The organism is Neobacillus cucumis (genome assembly GCF_016908975.1).
Lineage (GTDB): Bacteria > Bacillota > Bacilli > Bacillales > Cytobacillaceae > Neobacillus > Neobacillus cucumis.
Window position 1 is genome coordinate 61,894 of sequence record NZ_JAFBEX010000017.1, and the last position, 24,043, is coordinate 85,936.

General features: G+C 36.7%; 25 protein-coding genes. 5 read left to right on the plus strand and 20 right to left on the minus strand.

Annotated features, from left to right (window positions below):
• Nucleotides 1-104: 104 nt before the first annotated feature.
• The 6 genes from JOC76_RS20765 to JOC76_RS20790 all read right to left on the minus strand — a co-directional run bounded on the left by JOC76_RS20765 (nt 105) and on the right by JOC76_RS20790 (nt 4,598).
• Nucleotides 105-1,994, minus strand: coding sequence for an ABC-F family ATP-binding cassette domain-containing protein (locus JOC76_RS20765; protein WP_205180695.1), 1,890 nt, complete (start codon nt 1,992-1,994; stop codon nt 105-107).
• Complete coding sequence (locus tag JOC76_RS20770; RefSeq protein ID WP_205180696.1) at nt 1,991-2,641, minus strand: HD domain-containing protein; 651 nt, start codon at nt 2,639-2,641, stop codon at nt 1,991-1,993. Before JOC76_RS20770 ends, JOC76_RS20765 begins: the two co-directional genes overlap by 4 nt.
• 74 nt (nt 2,642-2,715) lie before the next feature.
• On the minus strand, nt 2,716-2,871 hold the full coding sequence (locus JOC76_RS20775) for a hypothetical protein (protein WP_176541200.1): 156 nt from the start codon (nt 2,869-2,871) through the stop codon (nt 2,716-2,718).
• A 65-nt stretch (nt 2,872-2,936) separates the two neighbouring features.
• Nucleotides 2,937-3,785: a DegV family protein gene (locus tag JOC76_RS20780; protein WP_205180697.1), complete on the minus strand. Its 849-nt coding sequence runs from the start codon at nt 3,783-3,785 to the stop codon at nt 2,937-2,939.
• A 125-nt stretch (nt 3,786-3,910) separates the two neighbouring features.
• Nucleotides 3,911-4,432: a hypothetical protein gene (locus JOC76_RS20785; RefSeq protein ID WP_205180698.1), complete on the minus strand. Its 522-nt coding sequence runs from the start codon at nt 4,430-4,432 to the stop codon at nt 3,911-3,913.
• The gene (locus JOC76_RS20790; protein ID WP_205180699.1) at nt 4,425-4,598 is read right to left on the minus strand and encodes a formate--tetrahydrofolate ligase; all 174 of its coding nucleotides are present in this window, start codon (nt 4,596-4,598) and stop codon (nt 4,425-4,427) included. Before JOC76_RS20790 ends, JOC76_RS20785 begins: the two co-directional genes overlap by 8 nt.
• 236 nt (nt 4,599-4,834) lie before the next feature.
• On the opposite strand from JOC76_RS20790, the gene metA reads away from it, so the two are divergent.
• Nucleotides 4,835-5,743, plus strand: coding sequence for a homoserine O-acetyltransferase MetA (metA, locus tag JOC76_RS20795; protein ID WP_205180700.1), 909 nt, complete (start codon nt 4,835-4,837; stop codon nt 5,741-5,743).
• Between the two features lie 93 nt (nt 5,744-5,836).
• Nucleotides 5,837-6,049 carry a DUF3892 domain-containing protein gene (locus JOC76_RS20800; RefSeq protein ID WP_205180701.1) on the plus strand — a complete coding sequence of 71 codons (213 nt, stop codon included), beginning with the start codon at nt 5,837-5,839 and terminating at the stop codon, nt 6,047-6,049.
• A gap of 46 nt (nt 6,050-6,095) precedes the next feature.
• Here JOC76_RS20800 and mntR read toward each other — a convergent pair whose 3' ends face one another.
• From mntR to JOC76_RS20835, 7 genes are all read right to left on the minus strand, one after another.
• On the minus strand, nt 6,096-6,518 hold the full coding sequence (gene mntR / locus JOC76_RS20805; protein ID WP_205180702.1) for a transcriptional regulator MntR: 423 nt from the start codon (nt 6,516-6,518) through the stop codon (nt 6,096-6,098).
• 89 nt (nt 6,519-6,607) lie between these two features.
• Nucleotides 6,608-8,776: a DNA topoisomerase III gene (locus JOC76_RS20810; RefSeq protein ID WP_205180703.1), complete on the minus strand. Its 2,169-nt coding sequence runs from the start codon at nt 8,774-8,776 to the stop codon at nt 6,608-6,610.
• A gap of 90 nt (nt 8,777-8,866) precedes the next feature.
• A complete protein-coding gene (gene cydC, locus JOC76_RS20815) occupies nt 8,867-10,594 on the minus strand; it encodes a thiol reductant ABC exporter subunit CydC (RefSeq protein ID WP_205180704.1) in 1,728 nt (575 codons plus the stop codon).
• Nucleotides 10,594-12,309 carry a thiol reductant ABC exporter subunit CydD gene (cydD, locus tag JOC76_RS20820; RefSeq protein WP_205180705.1) on the minus strand — a complete coding sequence of 572 codons (1,716 nt, stop codon included), beginning with the start codon at nt 12,307-12,309 and terminating at the stop codon, nt 10,594-10,596. The genes cydC and cydD overlap by 1 nt, the downstream gene beginning before the upstream one ends.
• Nucleotides 12,309-13,322 carry a cytochrome d ubiquinol oxidase subunit II gene (gene cydB, locus JOC76_RS20825; protein WP_205180706.1) on the minus strand — a complete coding sequence of 338 codons (1,014 nt, stop codon included), beginning with the start codon at nt 13,320-13,322 and terminating at the stop codon, nt 12,309-12,311. The genes cydD and cydB overlap by 1 nt, the downstream gene beginning before the upstream one ends.
• A 3-nt stretch (nt 13,323-13,325) precedes the next feature.
• Complete coding sequence (locus JOC76_RS20830; RefSeq protein WP_205180707.1) at nt 13,326-14,732, minus strand: cytochrome ubiquinol oxidase subunit I; 1,407 nt, start codon at nt 14,730-14,732, stop codon at nt 13,326-13,328.
• A 414-nt stretch (nt 14,733-15,146) separates the two neighbouring features.
• On the minus strand, nt 15,147-15,431 hold the full coding sequence (locus JOC76_RS20835) for a hypothetical protein (protein ID WP_205180708.1): 285 nt from the start codon (nt 15,429-15,431) through the stop codon (nt 15,147-15,149).
• A gap of 267 nt (nt 15,432-15,698) precedes the next feature.
• Between JOC76_RS20835 and cspD the strand changes: the two genes are divergently transcribed.
• Nucleotides 15,699-15,899, plus strand: coding sequence for a cold-shock protein CspD (gene cspD / locus JOC76_RS20840; RefSeq protein WP_071459908.1), 201 nt, complete (start codon nt 15,699-15,701; stop codon nt 15,897-15,899).
• 48 nt (nt 15,900-15,947) lie between these two features.
• On the opposite strand, the gene JOC76_RS20845 is transcribed toward cspD, so the two are convergent.
• Complete coding sequence (locus JOC76_RS20845) at nt 15,948-16,145, minus strand: zinc-finger domain-containing protein (protein ID WP_372441986.1); 198 nt, start codon at nt 16,143-16,145, stop codon at nt 15,948-15,950.
• A 14-nt stretch (nt 16,146-16,159) separates the two neighbouring features.
• Nucleotides 16,160-16,816: a reverse transcriptase-like protein gene (locus tag JOC76_RS20850; RefSeq protein ID WP_205180709.1), complete on the minus strand. Its 657-nt coding sequence runs from the start codon at nt 16,814-16,816 to the stop codon at nt 16,160-16,162.
• Nucleotides 16,817-17,000: 184 nt separating this feature from the next.
• Here JOC76_RS20850 and JOC76_RS20855 point away from each other — a divergent pair, with 184 nt between their 5' ends.
• Nucleotides 17,001-17,399, plus strand: coding sequence for a reverse transcriptase-like protein (locus JOC76_RS20855; RefSeq protein WP_205180710.1), 399 nt, complete (start codon nt 17,001-17,003; stop codon nt 17,397-17,399).
• Nucleotides 17,400-17,456: 57 nt separating this feature from the next.
• On the opposite strand, the gene JOC76_RS20860 is transcribed toward JOC76_RS20855, so the two are convergent.
• Entirely contained in the window at nt 17,457-17,726 is a 270-nt protein-coding gene (locus tag JOC76_RS20860) for a DUF6123 family protein (protein ID WP_205180711.1), read from the minus strand.
• A gap of 35 nt (nt 17,727-17,761) precedes the next feature.
• Nucleotides 17,762-18,253: a divergent PAP2 family protein gene (locus JOC76_RS20865; protein WP_205180712.1), complete on the minus strand. Its 492-nt coding sequence runs from the start codon at nt 18,251-18,253 to the stop codon at nt 17,762-17,764.
• 87 nt (nt 18,254-18,340) lie between these two features.
• Here JOC76_RS20865 and sspL point away from each other — a divergent pair, with 87 nt between their 5' ends.
• Nucleotides 18,341-18,481: a small, acid-soluble spore protein L gene (gene sspL / locus JOC76_RS20870; protein ID WP_205180713.1), complete on the plus strand. Its 141-nt coding sequence runs from the start codon at nt 18,341-18,343 to the stop codon at nt 18,479-18,481.
• A gap of 53 nt (nt 18,482-18,534) precedes the next feature.
• On the opposite strand, the gene JOC76_RS20875 is transcribed toward sspL, so the two are convergent.
• The 3 genes from JOC76_RS20875 to JOC76_RS20885 form a co-directional block, all read right to left on the minus strand.
• Nucleotides 18,535-19,428, minus strand: coding sequence for a 5'-3' exonuclease (locus JOC76_RS20875; protein ID WP_275591389.1), 894 nt, complete (start codon nt 19,426-19,428; stop codon nt 18,535-18,537).
• 62 nt (nt 19,429-19,490) lie between these two features.
• Nucleotides 19,491-20,321: a sulfurtransferase gene (locus tag JOC76_RS20880; RefSeq protein ID WP_205180714.1), complete on the minus strand. Its 831-nt coding sequence runs from the start codon at nt 20,319-20,321 to the stop codon at nt 19,491-19,493.
• A 16-nt stretch (nt 20,322-20,337) separates the two neighbouring features.
• Nucleotides 20,338-23,991, minus strand: coding sequence for a dynamin family protein (locus JOC76_RS20885; RefSeq protein WP_205180715.1), 3,654 nt, complete (start codon nt 23,989-23,991; stop codon nt 20,338-20,340).
• Between the last annotated feature and the right edge of the window lie 52 nt (nt 23,992-24,043).

Below are 24,043 nucleotides of genomic sequence, written 5' to 3' on the forward strand. Positions count from 1 at the left end.
GCTGGAGCTGGACGTCGACAGTCCTTTTATTAACAGTTTTCCACAAGCGAAAATTTTATCATTTCATAAATGATAAAAGAAGTACGTCACAAAGACGTACCCCATTATTCTTGTTCAGCTATTTCAGCTAAATAAGACCACCGCTCAATTAAATACTCAAGCTTTTCGTTTAATTCCTTTTCTTGTTTCATTAATTCCTGTGCTTTTGTAAAATCACTGCCGGTCGTAGCTAATTCAACTGCCACTTCTTCGAGTTTTGCCTCTGTGCTGGCAATCAATTCGTCAATTTCCTCCCATTCCTTTTTCTCTTTAAAGGTTAACCGCTTCTTTTTTTCCTTTTCTTGAACTTTGGTAGAAGGAATGGGTTTTATTGTTTCTTTTGGTGCTCCTAATGCACCTTCCTTTTCAAGAAATTCACTGTAATTCCCATAAAATGCATCAATTTTCCCTTCACCAAGAAGGACGAGGAGTTGTTCAGCCACTTTATCTAAGAAATAACGATCATGGGAGACTGTAATCACTACCCCAGGGAAATCCTCAAGATAGTCTTCTAAAACCGTTAAGGTTTGTGTGTCCAAATCATTTGTAGGCTCGTCTAGTAAGAGAACATTAGGTGCGGTCATTAATAGTTTTAGAAGATATAGACGTCGCTTTTCCCCACCAGATAGTTTTCGAATCGGCGTTCCATGAGTAAAAGGCGGAAAAAGAAACCGTTCAAGCATTTGGGCTGCAGAAATGGTCTTACCATCGGAAGTCTCCACAATTTCAGCTGTTTCTTTGATGTATTCAATCATCCGCTTATTTTCATCCATGTCTTCGCTTTCCTGAGTATAATAGGCTAGCTTGACCGTTTGCCCCATGATAAATTCTCCTTCATCAAGCGGGAGCTTTTGCGCTAATATATTTAATAACGTCGATTTACCTGTACCGTTTTTACCGATGATTCCAATCCTATCCCCTGGCTTTACCAGTAAATTAAAATGCTCAAGGATCACTTTTCGTTCATAACGTTTTGAGGCATCTTTTAACTCAAAAACCTGCTTACCAAGTCGGCTCCCATTTAATGAAATATCTAATTTCTCAGATGAAGGCTTACCATTTGAAAGTTTATCATCAAGTTCATCAAACCGTTGAATTCTCGCTTTTTGTTTTGTAGACCTCGCCTTCGCCCCCCGTCTTATCCATTCCAATTCCCTACGAAATAAGTTTTTATTTTTTTCAAAGCTAGCTGCATCGTTTTCCTCACGTATTGCCTTTGCTTCCAAAAAGGCGGCATAATTTCCTTTATAACTATAGAGATTGCCTCCATCTAATTCAAACATGCGGTTTGCCACTCGATCCAAAAAGTAACGGTCATGGGTAACAAGCAAAATGGAGCCATTATAGCGGCTTAAGTAGTCTTCCAACCACTTAACGGAATCAAAATCGAGATGGTTGGTCGGTTCATCCAAGATTAATAAGTCAGGCTCAGCAATTAACACTTGTGCCAAAGCCACACGCTTTTTTTGTCCCCCAGACATTTCACCCATTTTCTTGGTAAAATCCTCAATACCTAATTTCATTAAAATAGACTTAGCATTTGTACTGGCGTCCCACGCATTCAAAGCATCCATCTGTTTTTGTAATTGAAAAAGCTCTTCTTGTACCTTCATATCATTTGGGGAGATATTCAGTTTTAATAAAGTTTGTTCGTAATCGCGCATTAATTTTAAGATTGGTGCATCTCCATGGTAAACTTGTTCAAGCACCGTCTTATCTGGATCTAATTCTGGCTGCTGTGCTAAAAACGTAATAGAGTAGTCTTTCGCTGTTATAATCTTACCGTCATCAGGAGCATCTAACCCCGCAATAATTTTTAATAAAGACGACTTTCCGGTTCCATTGATACCGATGAGTCCAATCCGTTCCTTTTCACTAATTGTAAAAGAAATATGGTCAAATAACTGTTTTTCACCATATGTTTTTGAAATATTTTCTACTTTGAGCATCTTCATAGATCTTGTCCATCCCATTCTTGAAAAAATTGTTCTAAAAAGGTAAGCATCATTTGCTGACGCTTCTCCGCCATTTTTCTCGCTGTATTTGTATTTAGTAAATCTTTTAATTTTAATAGTTTTTCATAAAAATGATGAATACTGGTTGATTTACCTGATCGATATTCTTCCACGCTCATTTTTTCTCTTACTTGTATATTCGGATGATAGATAGGCTGACCTTTTTTACCACCATAAGCAAATGCTCGGGCAATCCCAATTGCTCCGATAGCATCAAGCCGGTCTGCATCCTGTACGATTTTTGCCTCTATGGTCTTAAGCTCTATTTTCCTGCCGCCTTTATATGAAATTGTGTCGATGATTTGAAGGATATGCTCTTGAATATCTGCTGGCACAATGTTTGCTTGAAAAAAGGATCCAAGTTTAGCCCTGCCTTGTTCAACTGTATCGTTTAGTTTTTCATCCGGTATGTCATGAAGAAGTGCAGCTAATTCGATTACCAATGGATCTCCTAACCCTTCTTCTTTACATATATGTAAGGCACTTCGCCGAACACGGTCAACATGATACCAATCATGTCCCGTGGGATCTTCCCCCAGTTCAGTACGGACAAATATTTCCGCTTGTTCAATTAATGTATTTTTCATTAGAAAAGCACCTGCCTTCACCCTAGCTATTTTAACATGAATGGCAAATAAAAAATAACCCCGATGTTTCGGAGTTATTTTTTATTCGCCTGCCGGCCGCTTTTTTTCTGACTTTGTGATTTATTGTTGCCAATTTGGAATTCACTGCCTAATTCGACATCATTGCTAATATCTTGCTTTTCAATTTGTTCCCTAGTTTGATTGGGATTCTGTCTGCCTTGCTTGCTCATAAAAACAATCCCCCTCTCTATTAATGATGACTAATCAATTATAGTATGCACAGTTAGAGGGTAAGTTATTTCAAAGCATTAAACCAACTAATCCCAATGGTATTTTCACCGGCATGTACCCCTATAACTGCCCCTAATGGACAGCAAACAATTTTCACTTTCGGGAATTGACTCTGAATTTTCATCTCCCACTCTTTAGCTTGGTCTTCATGTAATCCATATAAGATATAGACCTCTTTAAATTGGTTTTGTTCATAAGAAGCCCGGAAATAGTCAAGGATTTTTTCTTTTGCCTTCTTTTCACCTCTTATTTTTTCTTTTACACTAAGTGCTCCATTTTCTATAGAGATGATTGGTTTGACATTAAGCATACTTCCGAGAAAAAATTGCAGTCCAGTCATTCGACCTCCCCGATGCAGCTGCTCTAAACTTCCCACAAGCACATATGTTTCACCTGTGTTTCGTATTTGTTCCAGCTGCTCTAACATCGATTCAATACTATGACCCTCACTAACAAGTTCCATCCCTTTTTTAATTAAGGCGGACATAGGATAAGTAAGAATTTGTGAATCAAAAGTTACGACAGGAATATCAACAAGCGCTGCTGCCTGATTACTCGACGAGACTGTTCCACTCAACTTCCCTGATATAAGAACAGTTATAATACGGTCGTAGTTTTTTGCTAGCTTTTCATATAAAGAATGAAAAGATCCTATAGAAGGCTGTGAAGTTAAGGGCGGGCTTTTCAATTCTTTTAATCTTCCAAATAGCTGCTTTGAGGTTAAGTCAAGACCATCAGCATATTCTTCACCATCAAGTATAACAGTTAACGGAATTGTATATAAATCAGGATGTATCTTTAGTTCTTCATCTAAGTAGGCGGTACTATCGGTTACCCATGCAATTTTAGCCAAATCGCTTCCCCCTTAATATAAAGTAGATCATAACATCCAGTTATCATAACTGTACATATAATTTGAAAAATTGTAAATATATTGCCAACAAATAAAACCAGCGTAAATTTAGCTGGTTTTACCAATTATTTTGATATGAAACTATTTAATTGCTCAAGGGTGGTAATCATAAAATCGGTCATTTCAAACAAATCTTCTATTTGGTCCTCTGTAATCAATCTCCCAAAGCTAACAGTAAGAATGGTTAATTGATCTTTCTCTTTTTCAAGTGGATGATTATAAGTATTTACCGAGATTTCACGACCGTCTCCCCATACACCTAAAAGGATTTTTTTTAACTCCTGAAAATTTAACACTTCTGTCTTCTCTATAACAAATTTCAACTTTAAGTAACAACCTGTTTGCTGTTCATTTTGAATGGAAGATAATAACTCGGCGGCCAAATTTACCAAATTTGACTTCATTTCGATTTTGGCCCTTACACGACTCTCAGGTAACTGAAACATTACTTCAAATTGGCGAGACATTTTAGCTAAGTTGACCCAATCATTTCGGTCCATGATAATAATCTCACCTTTGTTGTCCCGGTCATATAAAGCTCCTTCAAATACGACTTTCATATTATCAAAGGCTGTTGGATCAAACACTTTTCAATCGCCCCCCTCTAGAACAATCATTGGAAATCTTCGCCATGTATTTTCTGTAAAATTCCAGATCATTTTCAGTTAAACCAATTTTTTCAGCAATTTCTAAAATAGGCTTCATCTTAGATTGTTGGGCAATTTCAATGTCTGACTTCACTGATGTTTTCATGCTTACGCTAATCCCCCGCCTTTTACATTAATTTATGTAGGACTACTCTTTACATTATATCAAAGTAGTTTTTATATACCGATGTTAATTATATCGAAATTATTGTCTTTTCTGAAATTATAATAATGTTTATAATGGAATTATCGATTTTTTATTTTTATTCTCTTATATTCAATTCGAAACATCGAACTGTTGGATACTCGTTTTTCATACGGATTTTAGAAAGGGATGGTCACTTGCCTATTAATATACCTAAGCAATTACCTGCAAGAGAAATACTTGAACAGGAAAATGTATTTATTATGGATGATGAAAGGGCGGTCTGCCAGGATATCAGGCCTTTAAATATTTTAATTTTAAATTTAATGCCTGAAAAAGAAAAGGCTGAAACACAGTTTTTGCGCTTATTAGGGAACTCACCTCTACAGGTTAATGTGAAGTTTTTAAAAACAGATTCATATGAATCCACACACACAAGCAAACAACACTTGGAACAGTTTTATACAACTTTTCCGGAAATTAAAAATTTAAAGTTTGATGGAATGATTATTACTGGGGCGCCCGTAGAATTATTAGAGTTTGAACAAGTAAAATATTGGACTGAATTAAAAGAGATTATGGATTGGGCCCATGAAAATGTTACCTCTACCTTGCACATTTGTTGGGGTGCACAGGCAGCCCTTTATTATCATTATGGCATTGGTAAATTTGAGCTAAAACGAAAATGTTCGGGCATTTATCCTCATCAAATTTTTGAACAAAATGACATTTTATTACGCGGGTTTGACGACCAATTTTATGCTCCGCATTCCCGTTACACAGATGTTTCCATTGAATCGATTATGGAAAATCCTGAATTAAAATTATTAGCTGCATCAGAAGAAGCCGGTGCCTTGCTAATATCATCAACAGATCGGAAACATGTAATGGTAACAGGTCATTTGGAATATGACTCCGATTCACTAGCACAGGAATATGAAAGAGACTTACAAAAAGGTCTTGAAATCCATATGCCGGAAAATTATTTTCCAAACAATGACCCGACACAACCGCCAATTAATCGCTGGCGCTCACATGGTCATTTATTCTTTTCAAATTGGCTAAATTATTATGTATACCAAGAAACACCTTATTCTTGGGCTTAAAGAAGCATCGGTACGCCGATGCTTTTTTTATATAATCTTTGTAGTTTATTTTTTTAACAAAAAAGCAATAATACTTGGGAAAGGAGTGTTCAGATGGAAACGATTACAGCTGTTCATCGAAATCACTTTGGAGAGATTATTAACTTTGTAACTTCAGAAGGACGTATCATATCGTACCGTAAGGCATTAATGGATGTTGAACAAGGTCTTATTCAAGGTTTACAGACTTCTCAGGATGCAAACGGAACAATGTCGATTCAACCTGAGCTTGAACAATCCTTTGATCACTATCCTAATTTATTTTAAAAGCACCTAGCTATTTTTAGCTAGGTGCTTGGTTTTCATTTTATTTTTATTGATGTTCATTTTGTTTTTGAATTTCTTTTAATGCCTCTATTCTGTTCTGGTCATCCTCAAAAAACTGAACAAGATCGCCAATACGATCAATTGAGTCCCAGCTTAAGTGATGCTCTATCCCTTCAACATCATGATAGATGTTTTCATCCTTTACCCCAATTAATTTGAGGAATTGCTCAAGCAGTTCATGTCTAAAAACTAAACGTTTACCAACCTTATTCCCTTTAGGGGTTAAGCTAAGCCCTCTGTATTTTTCATATACAAGATATTTATCTTTATCAAGTTTTTGGACCATTTTTGTTACTGAGGAGGGATGGACAGACAACGCTTCGGCAATATCTGATACACGAGCGTATCCTTTTTCTTCAATCAAAATATATATTTGTTCAATATAATCTTCCATACTTGGTGTTGGCATCCCTTAACCTCCAAAAAATTACTCTTCTAAAAGTTTACTATAATAAAAAATAAGTGACAAGGCTCTTTCTCATATATTAGGATTACGGATTATTTTACAACAGTCTCATCAAATAAAAATTTAATTTTTCCTTCCTGATTATCAAGAAATAGACGAGCATTAAATGTTTTGTCCTTATTTGTAAACCCTTCAATCAATTCTGTTTTCTCTCCGGCTAGCAGCAGTTTAACATTTTTCTGTGTAATATTTTTTCCAAGGATTTTTTTCGAAATGGTAAAATTACACTGATTTTTAGTATAGTTACTACATCCATAAAAGGAACCTTTATCAATAATATTACCATCACATTTTTTACATGAACCTAGTTTTGTTGCCGACCTTCTTTTTCCTTTTGGTTTTCCTGGGGTAAAGTTTTGAGTTATTTCATCGGAAAAGGTCCAGTTAGCAGATTGGTTCAAACCAGATGAGATTAAATGGAGAACCATTTTTTTAGTTTGTTCCATAAAATGCTTTGGTACAGCCGATCCTTCCGATATTTCTTTTAATTTTTGCTCCCACTTCGCGGTCATTTCTGGTGAAGCAAGAATTTCTTGACCTATCGCCTCTATTAATATTCTAGCTTTAGCCGTTGCATAGACTAGATTCTTTTTGACTTCAATGTATAAGCGATCCTTCAGCATGGTGATAATCCCCGCTCTAGTTGCTTCCGTTCCTAATCCTTCCGTTTTCGAAAGGATTTTTTCAAGCTCTTTATCATCTATATGTTTTCCAGCCGTTTTCATTAGTGTAATCAGATGACCTTCTGTATACCGCTTTGGCGGCTGTGTTTGACTATCTTTCACATCCACTTTCACAGTTTTCCCCTGCTCCCCTTTTATTAAGGCAGGCAGTTCTGCTTCCTCGTCATGTTCCTTATGTTTTAAGACTTTTCTCCATCCCTCGTCTAATTGCACCTTACCTTTTGAAATAAAGGATGCCCTTCCATCTACAAGTGTTGTAACAGTTGTATATTCCACAATAGACTTACTATAATGGGCAGCAATTAAACTTGTCACAATTAAATCATATATTTTCCGCTCATCCGAACTCAGTCTTTCTAAATTTGGAATTTGCTCAGTAGGAATAATAGCATAGTGATCGGTTACCTTTTTTTCATTCACATATCGTTTGTTTTCTGCAATCGAAGCAATCGGAAGTGGAAAATAACTTTCATAGTCTTTCAAATGACTTAGGCGATTTAGAATATCAGGGAAGGTTTTGGCCTCTTCTTTCGTAACATGCCGCGAATCCGAGCGGGGATATGAAACATAACCTTTTTGATAAAGTTTTTGCAGAATATCTAAAGTATTTTTGGGAGAAAGTTTATATCGTTTATTTGCCTCTGCCTGTAAAGCTGAAAGATTATACAAAAGCGGGGGTAAAAATTCCTTTCGTTCGGAAAGAACCTCTGCTACTTCGGCCGGTTTGTCTCGGCAAAAGGCAGCTACTTTTTCTGCCATTTCCTTAGTCTTCACACGGGTTTCCCCATCATTTTGCCATTTTCCTTTGTATTTCTTGTCATTTACCACAAAAGTAGCATTAACTTCCCAAAAAGGTTCAGACTTGAAATTTTCAATCTCTAATTCTCTTTTTACAATAAGTGCTAAAGTGGGGGTTTGAACTCTTCCAACTGAAAAAACATCTGAAAAACCTTTCTGTTGGAGAAGCAAACTATAAAGTCTGGATCCATTCATTCCGACAATCCAATCTGCACATGCACGAGTGTATGCTTCAAAATATAAGCTTTTGGTGTCTTGTTCATCTAATAATTTATTAAACCCTTCACGAATGGCATTGGGCGTTAAGGATGATATCCAAAGTCGTTTCATTGGTTTCCTACAGTTGGTTAAGCGTAAAATATTGCGGATAATCAACTCCCCTTCACGCCCTGCATCGCCTGCATGAATAATTTCTGTGACTTTTGGATCCGCTGCTAATTTTTTTATAACCGCAAATTGTTTGGCTTTATCCTTCGTTACCTCGTATTGAAATTGTTCGGGTATGATTGGCAAACTGTCCAATGACCATTTTTTCCAGCCCGGTTCATACTTTTCAGGTGCGACAAGTTGGCATAAATGGCCGATTGCCCATGACACATAGGCACCGTCCGGAAAGCTATCGTTTGGAAATATCTCAATATAACCATTTTGTTTTTTATGTTTAAATATCGAAGCTAAGGTTGAACCTTGGTCGGGTTTTTCAGCAATAATTAGTTTCATATGAATTTGCTCCTTCTTAAAGCATCCCTGATTCATTTTCCCACTTCAAATCTATTTAGTAAAGTTATAAATTAAGACAGATTTTGGTCATTAAGAAAATGGGCGATCCAAATGATAAAGTCTTCGATATCGTGATTCCCTTTCGAATAATTGCTGGTGAGTCCCATCGATAGCAATTTTCCCGCCATCCATGAATAAAACACGATCCATTCTTTCCACACCAATTAAGTGATGAGTCACCCAAATAATTGTCTTGCCTTTTAGTGTTTCGAAAATAGTCCTTAATAATTTTGACTCCGTAATTGGATCCAGTCCCACGGTTGGTTCATCCAGTAGAACTACTGGAGTATTTTGCAAAAGGATTCTAGCAAGAGCAATCCGCTGCCGTTCACCACCGGAGAAACGCTGACCTGTTTCCTGCATAATGGTGTCATATCCTTTTGGTAAATTTTTAATCATTTCGTCTAGTTGGACTAGACGTGCCACCTGATAAACTTCTTCATCTGAAGCTTCTGGATTTCCAAGACGGATATTATTGAAGATTGAGGTATTAAATAAATAGGCTTGCTGATGTAAACAAGAGATGATGTTTGAAATAGATGGTTCTATTTTATCAAATGCTTGACCATTTAGGCTGATACTGCCAGAAGTCGGTGTCAGCGCACCGTAAATTAGCTTTAAAAGTGTAGACTTCCCAGATCCGCTACGTCCAATGATTGCTACCTTTTCTCCTTGATTAATTGTTAGACTTAGATTATCTAACAACGTTTTCCCTTCGTAACCAAAAGTTATCTCTTTTGCGCTTACCGTAACTTCTGATAAGTTTGACCATTCCTGCTCTAGTAATTCAGGTTCTTTATCTAACTTTACTACTTGTATGGATGTAAGCCGCTTTATGGAATCTTGATATATTGGCGTGTCACTAATAGCACTTGCAATAGGCAGGAACGATTCAAGCAATGATACCATTATGAGTCCAAAAGCAGCAATTAAAGTTGGAGGGACCTTGCCGGCAATACTAAATTCATTAGCAGAATAAACAGCAAAAATAACCACTAGACCAAGAATTAACTGATTAATAAAATCGCGCACATTAACAAATGAATGAATCTTTTTTTCTACTTTTAGCAGTTGACGTTCATGAGCTCCGTACCGTTGGATGAACTTCATAAATTGACCACTAAAAATCCAATCACTTATTCCTAATATAGCTTCAGTAAATTGTAAATAGGACTGATTTCTCCCTTGTTTTAACTGCTCTTTTTTTGTTTTAAGATATAAAATGGAAAGGAACGGACTTAAAAATAATATTAAACCAACAAAAATACTTAAAAGAGCGGCAAATGACAGTGAAAAAATACCTGCACATGCAATCAATACTGCATAAATAATGATAGAGATGATAGCGGGGAACATCGTTTTTAAATAAAAATCTTGCAGATGTTCAATATCGTTAGCCAAGAAACCGAGAAGGTCACCTGTCCGGAATCTTGATCGAAGCAATAAGGCTTGTGGCTCAACTAATTGATATAACTTGACCCTCAGGCTTGAAAGGATTTTCAATACTAAACTGTGCCCAATTAATCTTTCAGTATAGTTAAGTACGGCTCTGCCTATTCCAAAGGTTCGGACACCTACAATCGGAACATAAACCATTAATATTGATTCTGGTCGTGTTGCCGCCTTTGAAATGAGATAACCCGACGTGAACATTAATGCCCCGCCAAAAAGTGTAGTAAGAGAACCAAGTAAGATGGTTAGTAAAAATAGCCCGCGATGCTGCCGCAAATAAGGCAAAATCCATTTATCCTTCTTCATTATATTCCCTCCAATTGTTGTCGGACAAGCTGATAATACGTTCCTTGAAGAGCCATTAATTGTTCATGGGTACCTGATTCAACCAATTCTCCTTTATGGAGGACCAAGATGTTATCCATCTCTTTCATCCAATGTAAACGATGAGTGGCAAAGAACACGAGCTTATCTGAGAACAGTTGCAACATAGTTTCTTTTATTTCGGCTTCTGTTTCAATATCTAAATGGGCAGTGGGCTCATCTAGTATGATGATAGGCCGGTTTCCAATAAATGCACGAGCAATAGCAATTCTTTGTTCTTGCCCACCACTGAGAGCTCTGCCACCCTCACCTATCATTGTATTCATTTTCTCTGGCAATTCTTCAATCACATCCAATAAACCAGCATTTTTAGCCGCCTTCCATGCATCTTCTTTTGATGCTTTAGGCTCATAAAAGCGGATATTGTTTTGGACCGTATCGTGAAAAAGATACGGTTGCTGGGGAATATAGCTTACTTGGCGCTGCCATTCCTCTACAGAAAGAGTGGTTAACGACTGCTCGCCCAATTTAAATTCTCCTGACGAAGGAACTAGAAAACCGCTTAATATATCAACTAAGGTTGATTTCCCTGCTCCACTCGCTCCGATAATTCCAATCTTCATTGCACCTGTTACCGTAAAATTAATATTTTTTAGTCCGGCTTGTTGTTCATCTTGAAAACACACATTGATATTTTGAAGAGATAGTGATTTAAAAGTATCCAATTTTGAAACCATTTCCTGCAATTGTGAAATATTTGGCTGAGAAAGGAGCTCATCCATTTTTTTGCCTGCATTTTTTCCGTCAAGGGTTCCATGATAATCTGCACCAAGCTCTCTTATAGGCAGGAAGTATTCGGGAGCTAGGATTAGAATAGTTAAAGCAGGATAGAGGTCCATCGTTCCATTAATTAAGCCCATACCTAAAAAAACAGCTATCATAGCAATGGATAACATCGTAAAAAAATCCATTGCAAAAGAGGACAAAAAGGCCATTTTCAATACGGATATGGTAGCTCGTCTATATCTTTCACTAACTAAAATTATCTTATTGATATGCTGTTGACTTAATCCTAAATATTTAAGTGTTTCTAATCCTCTTAAGGTGTCCACATAATGATTAGACAGGAGGTGGTAAGATTCATATTGTTGATCCGCTTTATTCTTCGCAGCCAAGCCCACTAGGATCAAAAAGACCACTAGTATGGGCAGAGCAAGAAGGAGAATGATCCCGGATCGGCTATCTTTATAAAAGGTAACGAGCAAAATCACCGAAGGGATAACGACCGTATTTATCGCTTTTACAAAGATTATTTCTAAATAGCGGCGATATTTTAATACTCCTTCCATCACTAAGGTTACCGTCTGTCCCGAACCCTCTTTTCTTACAAAGCGCGGACCAAGTGTGAGTAACTTTTTTAAGCATACCTCGCGCAATGATTCACTCGTTTCCGCTGCAAATTCAAAAGCAATACTTTTCTTCCACATTGCCGAACCATGCCTAAAAATAAGGGCTAGTAGAAAAATGAAAAGATTTTTTATAACATGACGAAACAAATCTCCCCCAAAAAGGGAGGAGATTGCTTCTGCCAACATAAAAGCTTGTATGATAATAAATATACTTTGCAACAGAGTGAGGGTCGTTAATTTTACTAATAGTAGTTTCACACCTTTATAGGAAAACAATGTTTTATCCATTAGTAAGTTAAATGCTCCTTATCTGTGACTCGTTTTCGGAAAATATAGTAACTCCAAATCGTATATCCTAAAACAAAAGGTAATATGGAACAAGCCACTATGGTCATAATTTTCAATGAATATGCTCCACTAGAAGCATTATAGACAGTTAAATCAAAGGCCTTATTTATCGAACTGATCATAACTCTAGGGAATAATCCAACAAAAATGGCAGAAATGGTTGCGGCCAAGCCTACTCCGGACATAGTAAAAGCTAGACCTTCTCTTTTTTTACTAATAAAAATCCAAGATAATCCATAGGCAAGAACAATTGCACCTACGAGACAAACTTCTGGTATTAAACGGACTTTAAAAATATCTGTCATACTAGAAGACAATACAACAAAGATTAACAATGACCCTAATACTGCTGCGGCTACTTTTCTAGCAAGGAAGGCCGCCCGTTCTCGGATTGTACCTTCTGTTTTCAGTGTTAGGAAGTACAGCCCATGTAATAAACAAAGCAATGTAACCGTTAGACCGCCCCAAAGGGAATAAACATTTATATAGTCGGTAAAACCTGCTGTCATATTCATATCACTTTGGATTGGCATTCCTTTTAACATACTGGTAAAAAGAACACCTAGCAAAAATGGCGGGAGGATACTGCCAAAGAAAATAACCCAATCCCATACATTGGTCCATTTTTGATTATCGACCTTGCGACGAAATTCAAAAGATACTCCTCGACCAATTAAACAAATAAGTACTGCCAATAAAGGTAGGTAATAGCCGCTGAACATTGTTGCATACCAGTTTGGAAATGCTGCAAATATCGCACCTCCACCGGTAAGCAGCCATACTTCGTTGGCATCCCAAAATGGTCCTATGGTATTAACCATTATTGTCCTATCCGATTGCCCTTTTGCCAAAAAACGAGTTGCCATTCCAACACCAAAATCAAAACCCTCTAAAAAGAAGAATCCAATAAACACTACGGCGATTAAGACAAACCATAGTTCACTTAATTCCATGCTTTACGCACCTACCTTATTAAATGGATCCGTTGATACCACAATATTTGCGTTATGGTCAATTTCAGGTCCTTTTTTAATTTCTCGAACAATTAAATAAACCATCACTACTGCAAGAATGGTAAAAACCAGCACATACATTATGATTGAGAAAAGTATTGTTCCTGCCTGTACATTCGGTGAAACAGCATCAGATGTAGTCATTAGTCCAAATACAGTCCAAGGCTGCCTGCCGACTTCTGTCATAACCCAGCCAAATGTATTGGCTAAAAACGGAAAGGATATAGCTGGCAACAATAATTTCAAGAAAATACGACTGTTTGATAATGCGCCTTTTTTCCATAAAAAAGCTCCAACAAGTGCAAGCAAAATCATAGCCATGCCAAATCCAATCATTAAACGAAAGCTCCAATAGGTTGTTTTAACAGGAGGAATATAGTTTGTGCCCTTACCTACAACCGAGTCATATTTTTTGGAGTATTCTTTTTGTAATGTTTCCATACCTTTTAAACTACCTTCAAATTTTGAATATGATAAAAAGCTCAAAGCATATGGAATATTAATCTCGAAGCTGTTCTCTTGTTTTTTTGAATTGATGATGGCAAATGCCGCCCATGGCGCTGGGTCTTGAGTATCCTTCCATATTCCTTCTGCAGCAGCCATCTTCATTGGCTGAGTTTTCACAAGGTATTGTGCTTGGGTATGACCACTAAAAGCTGTTCCAAGGGAGCCTATTAAGCCAATTACAATGGCAAGCTGTAGAGATTTTTGATAGAACTCAACATGTTTTTTCTTTAATAAACCAAAAGCACTAATTCCCGCTACAAAAAAAGCTCCTGTACATAATGCACCAGTTATAACATGCGGAAATTCAACAAATAATTGACCATTAGTAATAAGTGTAAGGAAATCATTCATTTCTGCACGACCATTATTCATTTTGAATCCGGTTGGCACCTGCATGAAGGAGTTGGCTGACAAAATCCAGAATCCTGACAGGAACGTTCCAAGTGAAACAAGCCATATGCTGGCTAGATGTAGTTTTTTGGGTAACTTTTCCCAGCCAAATATCCAAAGCCCTATGAATGTAGACTCCATAAAAAATGCTAATAAAGCTTCAATTGCTAGCGGTGCACCAAAAACATCCCCAACAAATCTTGAATAATCAGACCAGTTCATTCCGAACTGAAACTCCTGAATGATTCCTGTTACAACCCCTACGGCAAAGTTAATGAGGAAGATATGTCCCCAAAATTTTGCCATCTTTTTGTACAATTCCTTTTTTTTCACTACATACATCGTTTCCATTAAAGCGACCATAAAAACGAGGCCAATCGAAAGTGGAACGAAGAAGAAGTGGAAAATAGTTGTCGATGCAAATTGTATCCTTGCCAACAACACTTGATCCATTGTTAATTCCTCCATTCTTTTTTGTGCATTCTTTCACATACTTAAATAATTTAATACTGTTTCCCTACATCAACTATGTAAATACGTAAGGAACATTTATAATTATTATTTAATAAGAATAGCTATTAAATATTGCTTTAATTTAATCTTATCAGAGTTTGTCACGAAATCTCCTTTGTTTTTCGACTAATTTGTGACAAAAGTCGGAGAAATAGAAAAGCGCAAGCGCCTTGGTTAGCCCCGACTAGCATAAGACACTCCCAAAAAGAAGGCGCTTTTTGCCTTCATTTTGGGAGTGTCTTATGATCTCGAGGGGCTAGGCGCTGGAGCTAGACAATTCTCAAAGTCGAAACTTTCTTTCTTATAATTTAAAATAACCCACCAGATCTAGGGGTGGGTTATTAGGATTTAATATCATTTGATTGGCTTTGAGAAGTTTTTTTCCTGTACATACCAATTTTCTTCAGGAATAATATTCGAAACAGTTAAAATGAAGGATGGAACACGCTCCACATCAAAAACGATTGCTCCAATTTTATTAGCAAACATGATAAAAGCTTTTCCATGAGAAAAGTCTGCCAATTCATTTCCAATATACAGTAATGACATTAGTATTGCCTGCTTTTCTTCAGCTTCAATTATAACCTGTGGTGAGAATCTTAATATCCAATCTTCTCCTTCGATTGAAAAACGATACATGGGCTCCTCCACCTCAAATGCAAAAGTTATTAATTAAACATATGAGGAAGAGCCTATTTTCTATTCATAAAAGAAGGATTTCCACAATTTTTTATATTTTATTCAAAAGAAGTCGTTTTTAGGAAAAAACAACCTGCCATTCCTTGACTGTCCATTTTCATTATTGTATATTTAAAGCATCATGTAACCGAATAAAAATTCCTATACATGATAATATTTAACCTGGTACCAAAGGGGTGCCACGAAAGGCTTAGGAGGAAGAAGTACATGCAAAACGGTAAAGTAAAATGGTTTAACAACGAAAAAGGTTTTGGTTTTATCGAAGTTGAAGGCGGAGACGATGTATTCGTACATTTCAGTGCCATTCAAGGCGACGGCTTCAAATCATTAGAAGAAGGTCAAGAAGTTTCTTTCGAAATCGTTGAAGGAAACCGTGGACCACAAGCTGCTAACGTAGTGAAACTATAATCCTTCATATAATAACCATTCAAAGGCTGACGAAAAACGTCAGCCTTTTTAATGTTCCTTTTTTAATTTTTCCCCATAATTCTGTAGCTGTTCACCAACCGTACAATGGGTAATACAAAAGCGATGGGCAGCTCTCCGACCGCCAGACTTTTTTAAATGTTCATGCAAAAAGCAGCCATTACAATAGTGATTTATCAACTCTTCTACCTGACTCAATAATTCCTTTCTAACAGAAGGCTTCATCATTCTTGGCACCTCTTCTAAAGAATTAATGTTTTAGCGAATATCTCTTTACCTTGTAAGGCTTGAGTGGCCAATTTATCTGCTTCCTTATTATCTTTTCGGGGAATTACTGAAAATTTTGGCGTCATACCTAATGTTTTTATTTTCTCTTCAATTCGATCTAGCCAGCGGTTAAGTGTTTCCTCGTAACAAGGCCATTCACCTTCAAGCTGCTTTAACACACCTTGAGAATCCCCCTTAAACTCACACGATAAATGATGTACACCTAAGTCCTCTAAAATATTCAAAGCAAAATAAAATGCTGCATATTCTGCCTCGTTATTGGATTCCATTTCGTCAAATCGTTGATTTGCACGAATTCGATATTTCTTTTTTCCTTGTTTAAAAAAAATAACTGCCCCTAAACCTGCTTGGTTATTTTCCTTCTGAAACCCGCCATCAAAGTAGACCGTAATTTCATGTGGGTCCTCCTCGATTTCCGTCAGCAGTTTTTTCATTTCCTTTAATATCCACGATGTCCCTGCTTCGTCATAAAAATATAAATCTGTAACTTTCCCAGTTCCCTCTAACTCCTCTGCAAATTGAATCGCTAATTCTCCTGACAGATAGTCTGAAAAACAGGGGATTTTTTCGTTACTTTTTACTTTATACATCCACTCAAGCTTATATTTCATTGTTTTCAGCCTCTCTTGATTGTTATCTTCATCTTAACAACTAGCTTATTCATTTAAATTAAAAATATCGATGTTTTTATGTTTTCCACTTGTATTATAGAAAAAATATTTTCCTGCAGAACTATGTAAAATTATGTTAAACTTCTTTTATAATAATGTAAACCTGTATTAGGAGGATTCAGCTTTGATTGAAGTCTATATTGATGGAGCAAGTGCAGGTAATCCTGGACCAAGTGGAGCTGGGATTTTTATTAAAGGAAACGGTGTTGCTGAAAAATATTCTTTACCACTTGGCAATATGTCCAACCATGAAGCCGAGTTTCATGCCCTTATTGAAGCCCTTGAAATCTGCTATAAAAAAGGGTTAACCCATTCAATTATCTCTTTTCGAACAGACTCTGAATTAGTAAACATGTCAGTGGAAAGAGAATTTACGAAAAATAAAACCTATACTCCTTTGCTTGAAAGAGCATTAGAACTAGCAAAGAACTTTGATTTATTCTTCATGAAATGGATCCCCAGTGCCGAAAACAAAGTTGCTGATGAATTAGCAAGATTGGCGATTCAAAAAAACAATAGGTAGGAAAAATTGACATCAAAGTTTAAGGAAGCTCCCTTTTGTGAAGGGAGCCTTTTTCTTTTAAATATTTAGTAATTCTTTCTCTTTCACAAATTGTAAAGCGGCTTTTCTTGAAACGATTTTATTTGCCGTTAACGTCTCGAGCAGTGCAACATAGAAACTCCCATCAAAACGTTTTTGCGCTTTTAAAGTGATCTCGATAGCTGTATTAATCATTTCATCAGTAGCGTTAGTATAGTGTTTTCCGAAGAAAATAAAGCCAATCGCATCCTCTTGAAATTGAAAACCCTTCCCCTTCAAGTAATGCAAATACTCTTCAACTGTTAACAAGATTCAGACCAACCCTCTCCCAAACATATGAACAGTTAAAATCTTAACTTAAATTTCGACAACTTTCTATCCTTTTTTGTCATAAAATGCCCGATGATCCCCACTAACACCCCAAACAAGGCACCACCAACTACTTCTTCCGGTTGGTGTCCTAATACTTCCTTTAGCTTTTTAGGTGCTTCTTGTTTATACTCGAGACTTTCTTCTTTGTGTATTTTTTCAATTAAATCATTCATGGAATTCACTCTAAGGGTAAGTTCCCCAGTCTGACGGCGAACCCCTTGTGCATCATACATAACGATTAAGCCGTAAACAAGGGATAGGGCAAAGTCAAAAGTTGGTAATCCTCTTTGCAGCGCTATATAAGTCGTCAAAGTGGAAACACCTGCAGAATGGGAACTGGGCATTCCACCGGTTCCAAAAAACAATTCTGGGCGCCATTCTTTCTTTTTGAAGTAATGAATGGGAATCTTTACACCTTGGGCCAGACCAATGCTTAAAAGGGCTAAATAAACACCTTTGTTCATCATATCACCTCTCTACTCATTATTGTTTTGAAAGTGTTGTTTTATTATTCCTTATGGAAATACTAAAAAAGTGGGAGGTGAAGTACTATGACTAAAAACGGTAATGCCAGTCGGGGAGTGAAAGCTCCAGGCGTTAATCCACAAGGGTATGGACAGGATGCAGAAATGGCAGAGGAACCAAAAAGTAAATTAGAAAATAGAGCGAAGAAAAGTAACACAAAAATATAAGATGCCACAAAAGAAGGGTGTCCCTTGATTCGGAACACCCTTTAAATTTAAGCTTATGAAATAATGGCTTCACCAAGCGGAAGCATCCGGTGTAAACCTTTCAGTTCGATTTCCTTTAACTTATTTAACGCCTTTTCCTTTGAAATTCTTAAACCTGCTTGTTCAAGTTGGCATGTGACGGGAACATCACATTTAATTTCTGCAAGCATTCGGGATAAATGAAGCATTTCTAAATCTTGCTCTATTTTTGATTTATGTGATTTCGATAAGCGATCGAGATTCGAAATAATTCCTTCAACATGTTCAAACTCCTTTAAAAGTTTAAGGGCCGTTTTTTCGCCAATCCCCTTTACCCCAGGGTAATTATCGCTCGGATCACCCATGAGAGCCTTTAAATCAATCATTTGTTTTGGCTTTATCCCTTTTTCCTCAAAGAAAGTTTGCGGTGTATGCATATGATAGTTACCGTATCCTTTTTTAAGCAAAATAACAGAAATATCCTCTTCTAGAAGCTGAAGAATATCCTGGTCTCCTGTTAAGATGAACACATGTGCTAAATCCTTCATTTGCTTAGCAATTGTACCGATACAATCATCAGCCTCATACCCAGACAAACCAATATTGGGTATATCAAAGGATTCAACCACTTCTTTAACCAAGTCAAATTGCGGAATGAGCTCAATTGGTGCCTCACCGCGATTTCCTTTATAATCACTAAACATCTCGCTTCGAAACGTTTTGCTTCCCATATCCCAACAAACAGCTAGGTGTGTCGGCTTAAAAGAAGAAACTGCCGTAAATAAATGTTTAATAAAACCGTGGATTCCATTTGTAGGAATACCTTTTGAATTTATCATAAATTGACCTGTCACCGCTGTAGCATAAAAAGCACGGAATAACAGGGCCATACCATCAACGAGCATGAATGAAGGCTTTTGATTTTCCAATTCCTTAGTCCTCCTCTTGGTAAACTAAAAAACAGCACATCGACCATTATACCATAAGAGGACTAAATTAATGTGTTAATTTTATTTTCCTCGTAGGAAATCCAATCACTAAAACTTCCCACATACAGCTTTACTTTCTCAAATCCTGCTTCTTTAAGTGCCAAAAAGTTTGGGACAGCAGTTACACCAGAGCCGCAATAGACAATAATCGATTGGTTAAAATCAAGGTCGGCAAACCGCTGCAATTGTTCATGAACTGGCAAATAATGACTATTCTGCAATCCGTTCATCCATGGCTTATTAATGGCTCCTGGAATATGTCCTGCTTTTTTGTCGATTGGTTCTTCTAGACCCAGGTATCTCTTCTCCTCACGAGAATCAATCAGCACCTTGTTTTGGCTTTCAACGACATTTTTCACTTCGGCATATGTTGCCAATAATTCAGATCTTACGTTTAGTTGAAAAACAGCCTGTTTACTAGTTGGTATCTCCGTAGTTACCGGGCCGCTAGTTTCGAGCCAATTCTTAAATCCGCCATCTAACACATATACATTGTCGTGTCCAAAATATTGTAAAAGCCACCAGAAACGGGCCGCAAAGGCTCCTTCACCATGATCATAAGCAATTATGGTGGTGTCATTACTAATACCGGCACTTTCCAGCTTATGCCGAAAATCTCCACCAGTTGGCAATGGATGGCGTCCGCCATGTTCACCGATTTTTCCGGACAAATCCTGTTCCAAATCAAAATAAATAGCACCAGGGATATGACCTTGTAAATACTCTTTTCTACCTTTTTGGGGATCAACTAAAGAAAAACGGCAGTCAACAACTCTTACATTTTTATCATGTAAATTTTCCAATAACCATTCTTTGTCTTTAACATATTTCATACGTGTTTCCCCTCTTTTATTGAGACATTTTTTGTTTTATTTCAAATAATAGATCGGCCGAAACTCCTCCATCTAGTGCTGAGAGGATACTAAAGTAAAAATCATCAGCTTGATCACTGAGTTCACACAACAAACGGTTGAAATTTCCCTCTAGTTCAGATATATAATGCCGGTCTAGACGTTCCCCTTCTAGCCTTAAATAATCATCAGCAATTGGATTCAAAATTTGAAGCAGTTCATCGCTCATTAATTTCTTTTCATTTTTTTCGAAAAAGGACTTAGGATTTTTAAAATAAGACAATGCTTTCCGATATCGCTGCGGATTTACATCGGAAAAGGCAATTGGAAAATCAATTTGATTACTTTCTTTCTTTTCAAAAAATGAAAATGAAAGATCACCGTTAATATCAGCAAAACTCCGTTTGAGCCTTTCCTGATAATCCATAAGCAGTTTATCAATAAACCGATCTAATCTTACTGTTGTTGCCCGTAATTCTTGAGCGAAATCGAAGCCAAAGCTCTCAAGAAATTCATCAAGACTAGCTTGTAAAGCCTTTTTTATATCCCGACCATCATCCCTTAACGCAGACGGATTAAAAGACTCCTTAAAGAAGTCACCAAAACGTAAAAAGACTCTTTGCTTAATATAAAAAATTAATTCCTCAGCCTCATGTGATAAACGACTTTGTAATGGATGAACTGTTTCATTATTTAGTAAAGCCTTAATCTTCAATTTTTGGTTTTCGATTTCTCTTCTTTTTCCTGTTTTTTGTGCTTCATCTTGTTGTGAATTTTGAATGAGTGTATCGATTAATTCTTCAACTCGGGATAATTCCTTTTCAGCTGAAGAGACAGCCATAGATGTAAGATCATTCGATATAAATTGATAAAAAGATTCCTCAAACTGTTTCATCCCTGATGCTGCATAATAATTAGCAGTTGTTTTCTCCTTAAGTGCTAAGAGACTAGATACAGTATTAAGATGTGGATTCCTAATTCCGTACTTGATTAAATGATCTTTAACATAATCGACAACAGATTCTTTTTCTTCCTCATTCTCAGCTAGGTCAATCGCATTAATGATAAAGAACATCTTATCCATCTGAAATGATTCTTTGACACGCCCCAGCTGGATTAAAAATTCGCGGTCAGCCTTTGAAAAGGCATGGTTATAATAGGTAACAAACAAAATCGCATCTGAATTTTTTATATAATCAAAAGCTACCCCGGTATGCCTAGCATTTATAGAATCTGCCCCAGGAGTATCGACAAGTGTGATACCTTTTCTTGTTAAGGGACAATCATAGTAAAGCTCAATCCATTCCACATAACAGGATTTTTCCTCCTGAGCAACGAACTCATGAAAGTCAACTAAAACCGCTTCCTTAGTCGTTCCAAGTGAAGGAACCAATGAAACATATCCTTTTTTAAATGCTTGTAAAAAGGCAAAATGAGTTTTTTCAAGGACAGTTTGATTTTGCTGATCTAGTAAAATTTGATCAATTAAATCTAGTGCCTCTGAAAATCCGTCTGCTTGCAAATCAAATACCTTCAAGGACCGATTGATATCGTCGAGCATGGTATTGACTTCTTTAAACTTCACAAGGACCGTTCCGTGGGGATGTTGGTCCGTCACAGGTTTGATCTTATTGATTGCTGCAGTTGTTGGGTTCGGAGAAACAGGCAGAACCTTTTCACCCATTAATGCATTGGCAAAAGATGATTTACCTGCACTAAAGGCACCGAACAAGGCTACCGTAAAATCCTTGTGATCAAGGCGTTCCGCTTTTTCCATTAATTCACTTGAAATTTTCTTAAATCCAGGCAGGTCCTTAATTAGGGCTGAACTATTTTTAAGCTTAGCACTTATCAACTTCAAATGATTTTCACTTAATTTCAATTCATTTTTAATCTCTTGTTGATCAATAGTCTTTTCTTCCAATGGTTTTTCCGTTTTAGTTAGCACGTTATTGACTTCTCCATTAGAATGAACCACTTCACACTCTTCTGGCTCCTGTATAAAAAGTTGTTCCGCCTCTTCCGTTAAGCTCGGTGACTCAAGAAGCAATTCCTCTATTGCTTTTACGCGGTCTACATGGACTTGCTCATGTTTTGTTAGTTCCTTTAATGCAATAATATACTTTTCGATTTTACGGAATTCCTGTTCATAGCTTTTCTGTAATAAGGTATTTTGCTTACTAAGAGCTTCTAACCATATCATTTTAAAGTCTATTAATTCTTTTCGGGCAATTCTTTTAATTTCATTGGCAAGGTCTTCTGTGTAATGAAGCACATAATCACCGGTTACACGTGCACCAGGTTTGATGATATTGCTTAATAATTCTACTGGTATTGATATTGAAAAGGATTGTGCTATGCCATGGAGCTCTGGTTGGTCTAGTTCAGTTTCCTTTAAGGTTCGTAGTAGAAACTCTCGAAGATGCCACTCCAGCTGTGTTTTTGTTTTTTCAAGAAGCTCCTGATAAAAACTGTTTAACCGCTTATTCTTTTCCTCTTCTGTTTTTTGTTTTGCGAATAAAAAACCAACCTTAAATTCAGGCTGACAACTCTCCAAAAATGTCTCAGCGAATTCTCGTGTTTGAGAAGGCATAAGATAAGCATTTTTCATGATTTGAGAAATGTGTAAATCAAATTGCTTTTCAGTTTGTACGGTCCCTTCTTTAACACTGTTAAGTTCGGAAATGAGTTTTTGATACTTATCTAGCAATTCTTGTTTTTCTTGATCTGTTAATTCGTTCAGTACTTCAAGTAATGATGTAAGCTCTTCGGCTTCCTGTTTTTTTTGAAGATCCATATGATCAAGCGCAATTTTCCTTAATGAGTGGAAAATAGATGGAACTAATAGTTGATCCTTCTTTGACAATGTTTCCGCAATAAATTCCTGAAGCTGCTGAAACTGATTAAAAGGGTGGTTTTTCTGTTTTAATGAGGTATAAAAAATGTTTGCTGGTTTTACACCCCAAGATGCAAAGGATTCCTCCACACTTTTTTGAAAATCTTGAAATGAAAGTTCCTCATCCAAGTGTTTATCAATTTGATTGATGACGAGGTATACCTCTTTCCCCGATTCTGATAATTCCTTTGTAAATAAAAAATTCAATTCAGCTTGAACATGGTTATAATCCATTACATAAAAAACCAAATCAGCTAGATGGATAGCCGATTCGGTTGCAATCCGGTGGGCATCATCTGCAGAATCAATCCCAGGGGTGTCCATTATGATTGCATTGGGCGGTAACTTGGATTCACTGTGACTGATTTCTACTTCCTCAATTTTATCGCCGTCTTTACAATAATTTTTGACTAAATTGTAATCATAGGGTGCTAAATAAAGCCTTGGTTTTTCATGTTTAAAGAATACTTTTGCATATTCTTCTCCCGTTTTTACTTTTACTAAATTAGCACTTGTTGGAATGGGGCTTGATGGAAGCAGATTTTCCCCAATCACCTGATTAATCATGGTTGATTTCCCTGCTGAAAAATGTCCGCAAAAAGCAATTGAATACTCTCTATTGTTCAATTTTATTGCTAGCTGCTTTACCTTTTCAGCATGAACCAGGTCATGTTGTTGGCATAAATATTCGTATATCGCAACAATTTTGCCTTTAAGTGTTTGATATGTTTCTATTCTCTTGGCTGTTTGTACCATATAGCTATTCCCCTTAGCATCGTAGTAATAATATTTATTTTATACGATAATT

Coding starts and splice junctions, on each gene's coding strand:
- JOC76_RS20765 (WP_205180695.1), bottom strand. CDS start 1,994: ATGAAGATGCTCAAAGTAGAAAATATTTCAAAAACATATGGTGAAAAA.
- JOC76_RS20770 (WP_205180696.1), bottom strand. CDS start 2,641: ATGAAAAATACATTAATTGAACAAGCGGAAATATTTGTCCGTACTGAA.
- JOC76_RS20775 (WP_176541200.1), bottom strand. CDS start 2,871: ATGAGCAAGCAAGGCAGACAGAATCCCAATCAAACTAGGGAACAAATT.
- JOC76_RS20790 (WP_205180699.1), bottom strand. CDS start 4,598: ATGAAAACATCAGTGAAGTCAGACATTGAAATTGCCCAACAATCTAAG.
- JOC76_RS20800 (WP_205180701.1), top strand. CDS start 5,837: ATGGAAACGATTACAGCTGTTCATCGAAATCACTTTGGAGAGATTATT.
- mntR (WP_205180702.1), bottom strand. CDS start 6,518: ATGCCAACACCAAGTATGGAAGATTATATTGAACAAATATATATTTTG.
- JOC76_RS20810 (WP_205180703.1), bottom strand. CDS start 8,776: ATGAAACTAATTATTGCTGAAAAACCCGACCAAGGTTCAACCTTAGCT.
- cydC (WP_205180704.1), bottom strand. CDS start 10,594: ATGAAGAAGGATAAATGGATTTTGCCTTATTTGCGGCAGCATCGCGGG.
- cydD (WP_205180705.1), bottom strand. CDS start 12,309: ATGGATAAAACATTGTTTTCCTATAAAGGTGTGAAACTACTATTAGTA.
- cydB (WP_205180706.1), bottom strand. CDS start 13,322: ATGGAATTAAGTGAACTATGGTTTGTCTTAATCGCCGTAGTGTTTATT.
- JOC76_RS20830 (WP_205180707.1), bottom strand. CDS start 14,732: ATGGATCAAGTGTTGTTGGCAAGGATACAATTTGCATCGACAACTATT.
- JOC76_RS20835 (WP_205180708.1), bottom strand. CDS start 15,431: ATGTATCGTTTTTCAATCGAAGGAGAAGATTGGATATTAAGATTCTCA.
- cspD (WP_071459908.1), top strand. CDS start 15,699: ATGCAAAACGGTAAAGTAAAATGGTTTAACAACGAAAAAGGTTTTGGT.
- JOC76_RS20845 (WP_372441986.1), bottom strand. CDS start 16,145: ATGATGAAGCCTTCTGTTAGAAAGGAATTATTGAGTCAGGTAGAAGAG.
- JOC76_RS20850 (WP_205180709.1), bottom strand. CDS start 16,816: ATGAAATATAAGCTTGAGTGGATGTATAAAGTAAAAAGTAACGAAAAA.
- JOC76_RS20865 (WP_205180712.1), bottom strand. CDS start 18,253: ATGAACAAAGGTGTTTATTTAGCCCTTTTAAGCATTGGTCTGGCCCAA.
- sspL (WP_205180713.1), top strand. CDS start 18,341: ATGACTAAAAACGGTAATGCCAGTCGGGGAGTGAAAGCTCCAGGCGTT.
- JOC76_RS20880 (WP_205180714.1), bottom strand. CDS start 20,321: ATGAAATATGTTAAAGACAAAGAATGGTTATTGGAAAATTTACATGAT.
- JOC76_RS20885 (WP_205180715.1), bottom strand. CDS start 23,991: ATGGTACAAACAGCCAAGAGAATAGAAACATATCAAACACTTAAAGGC.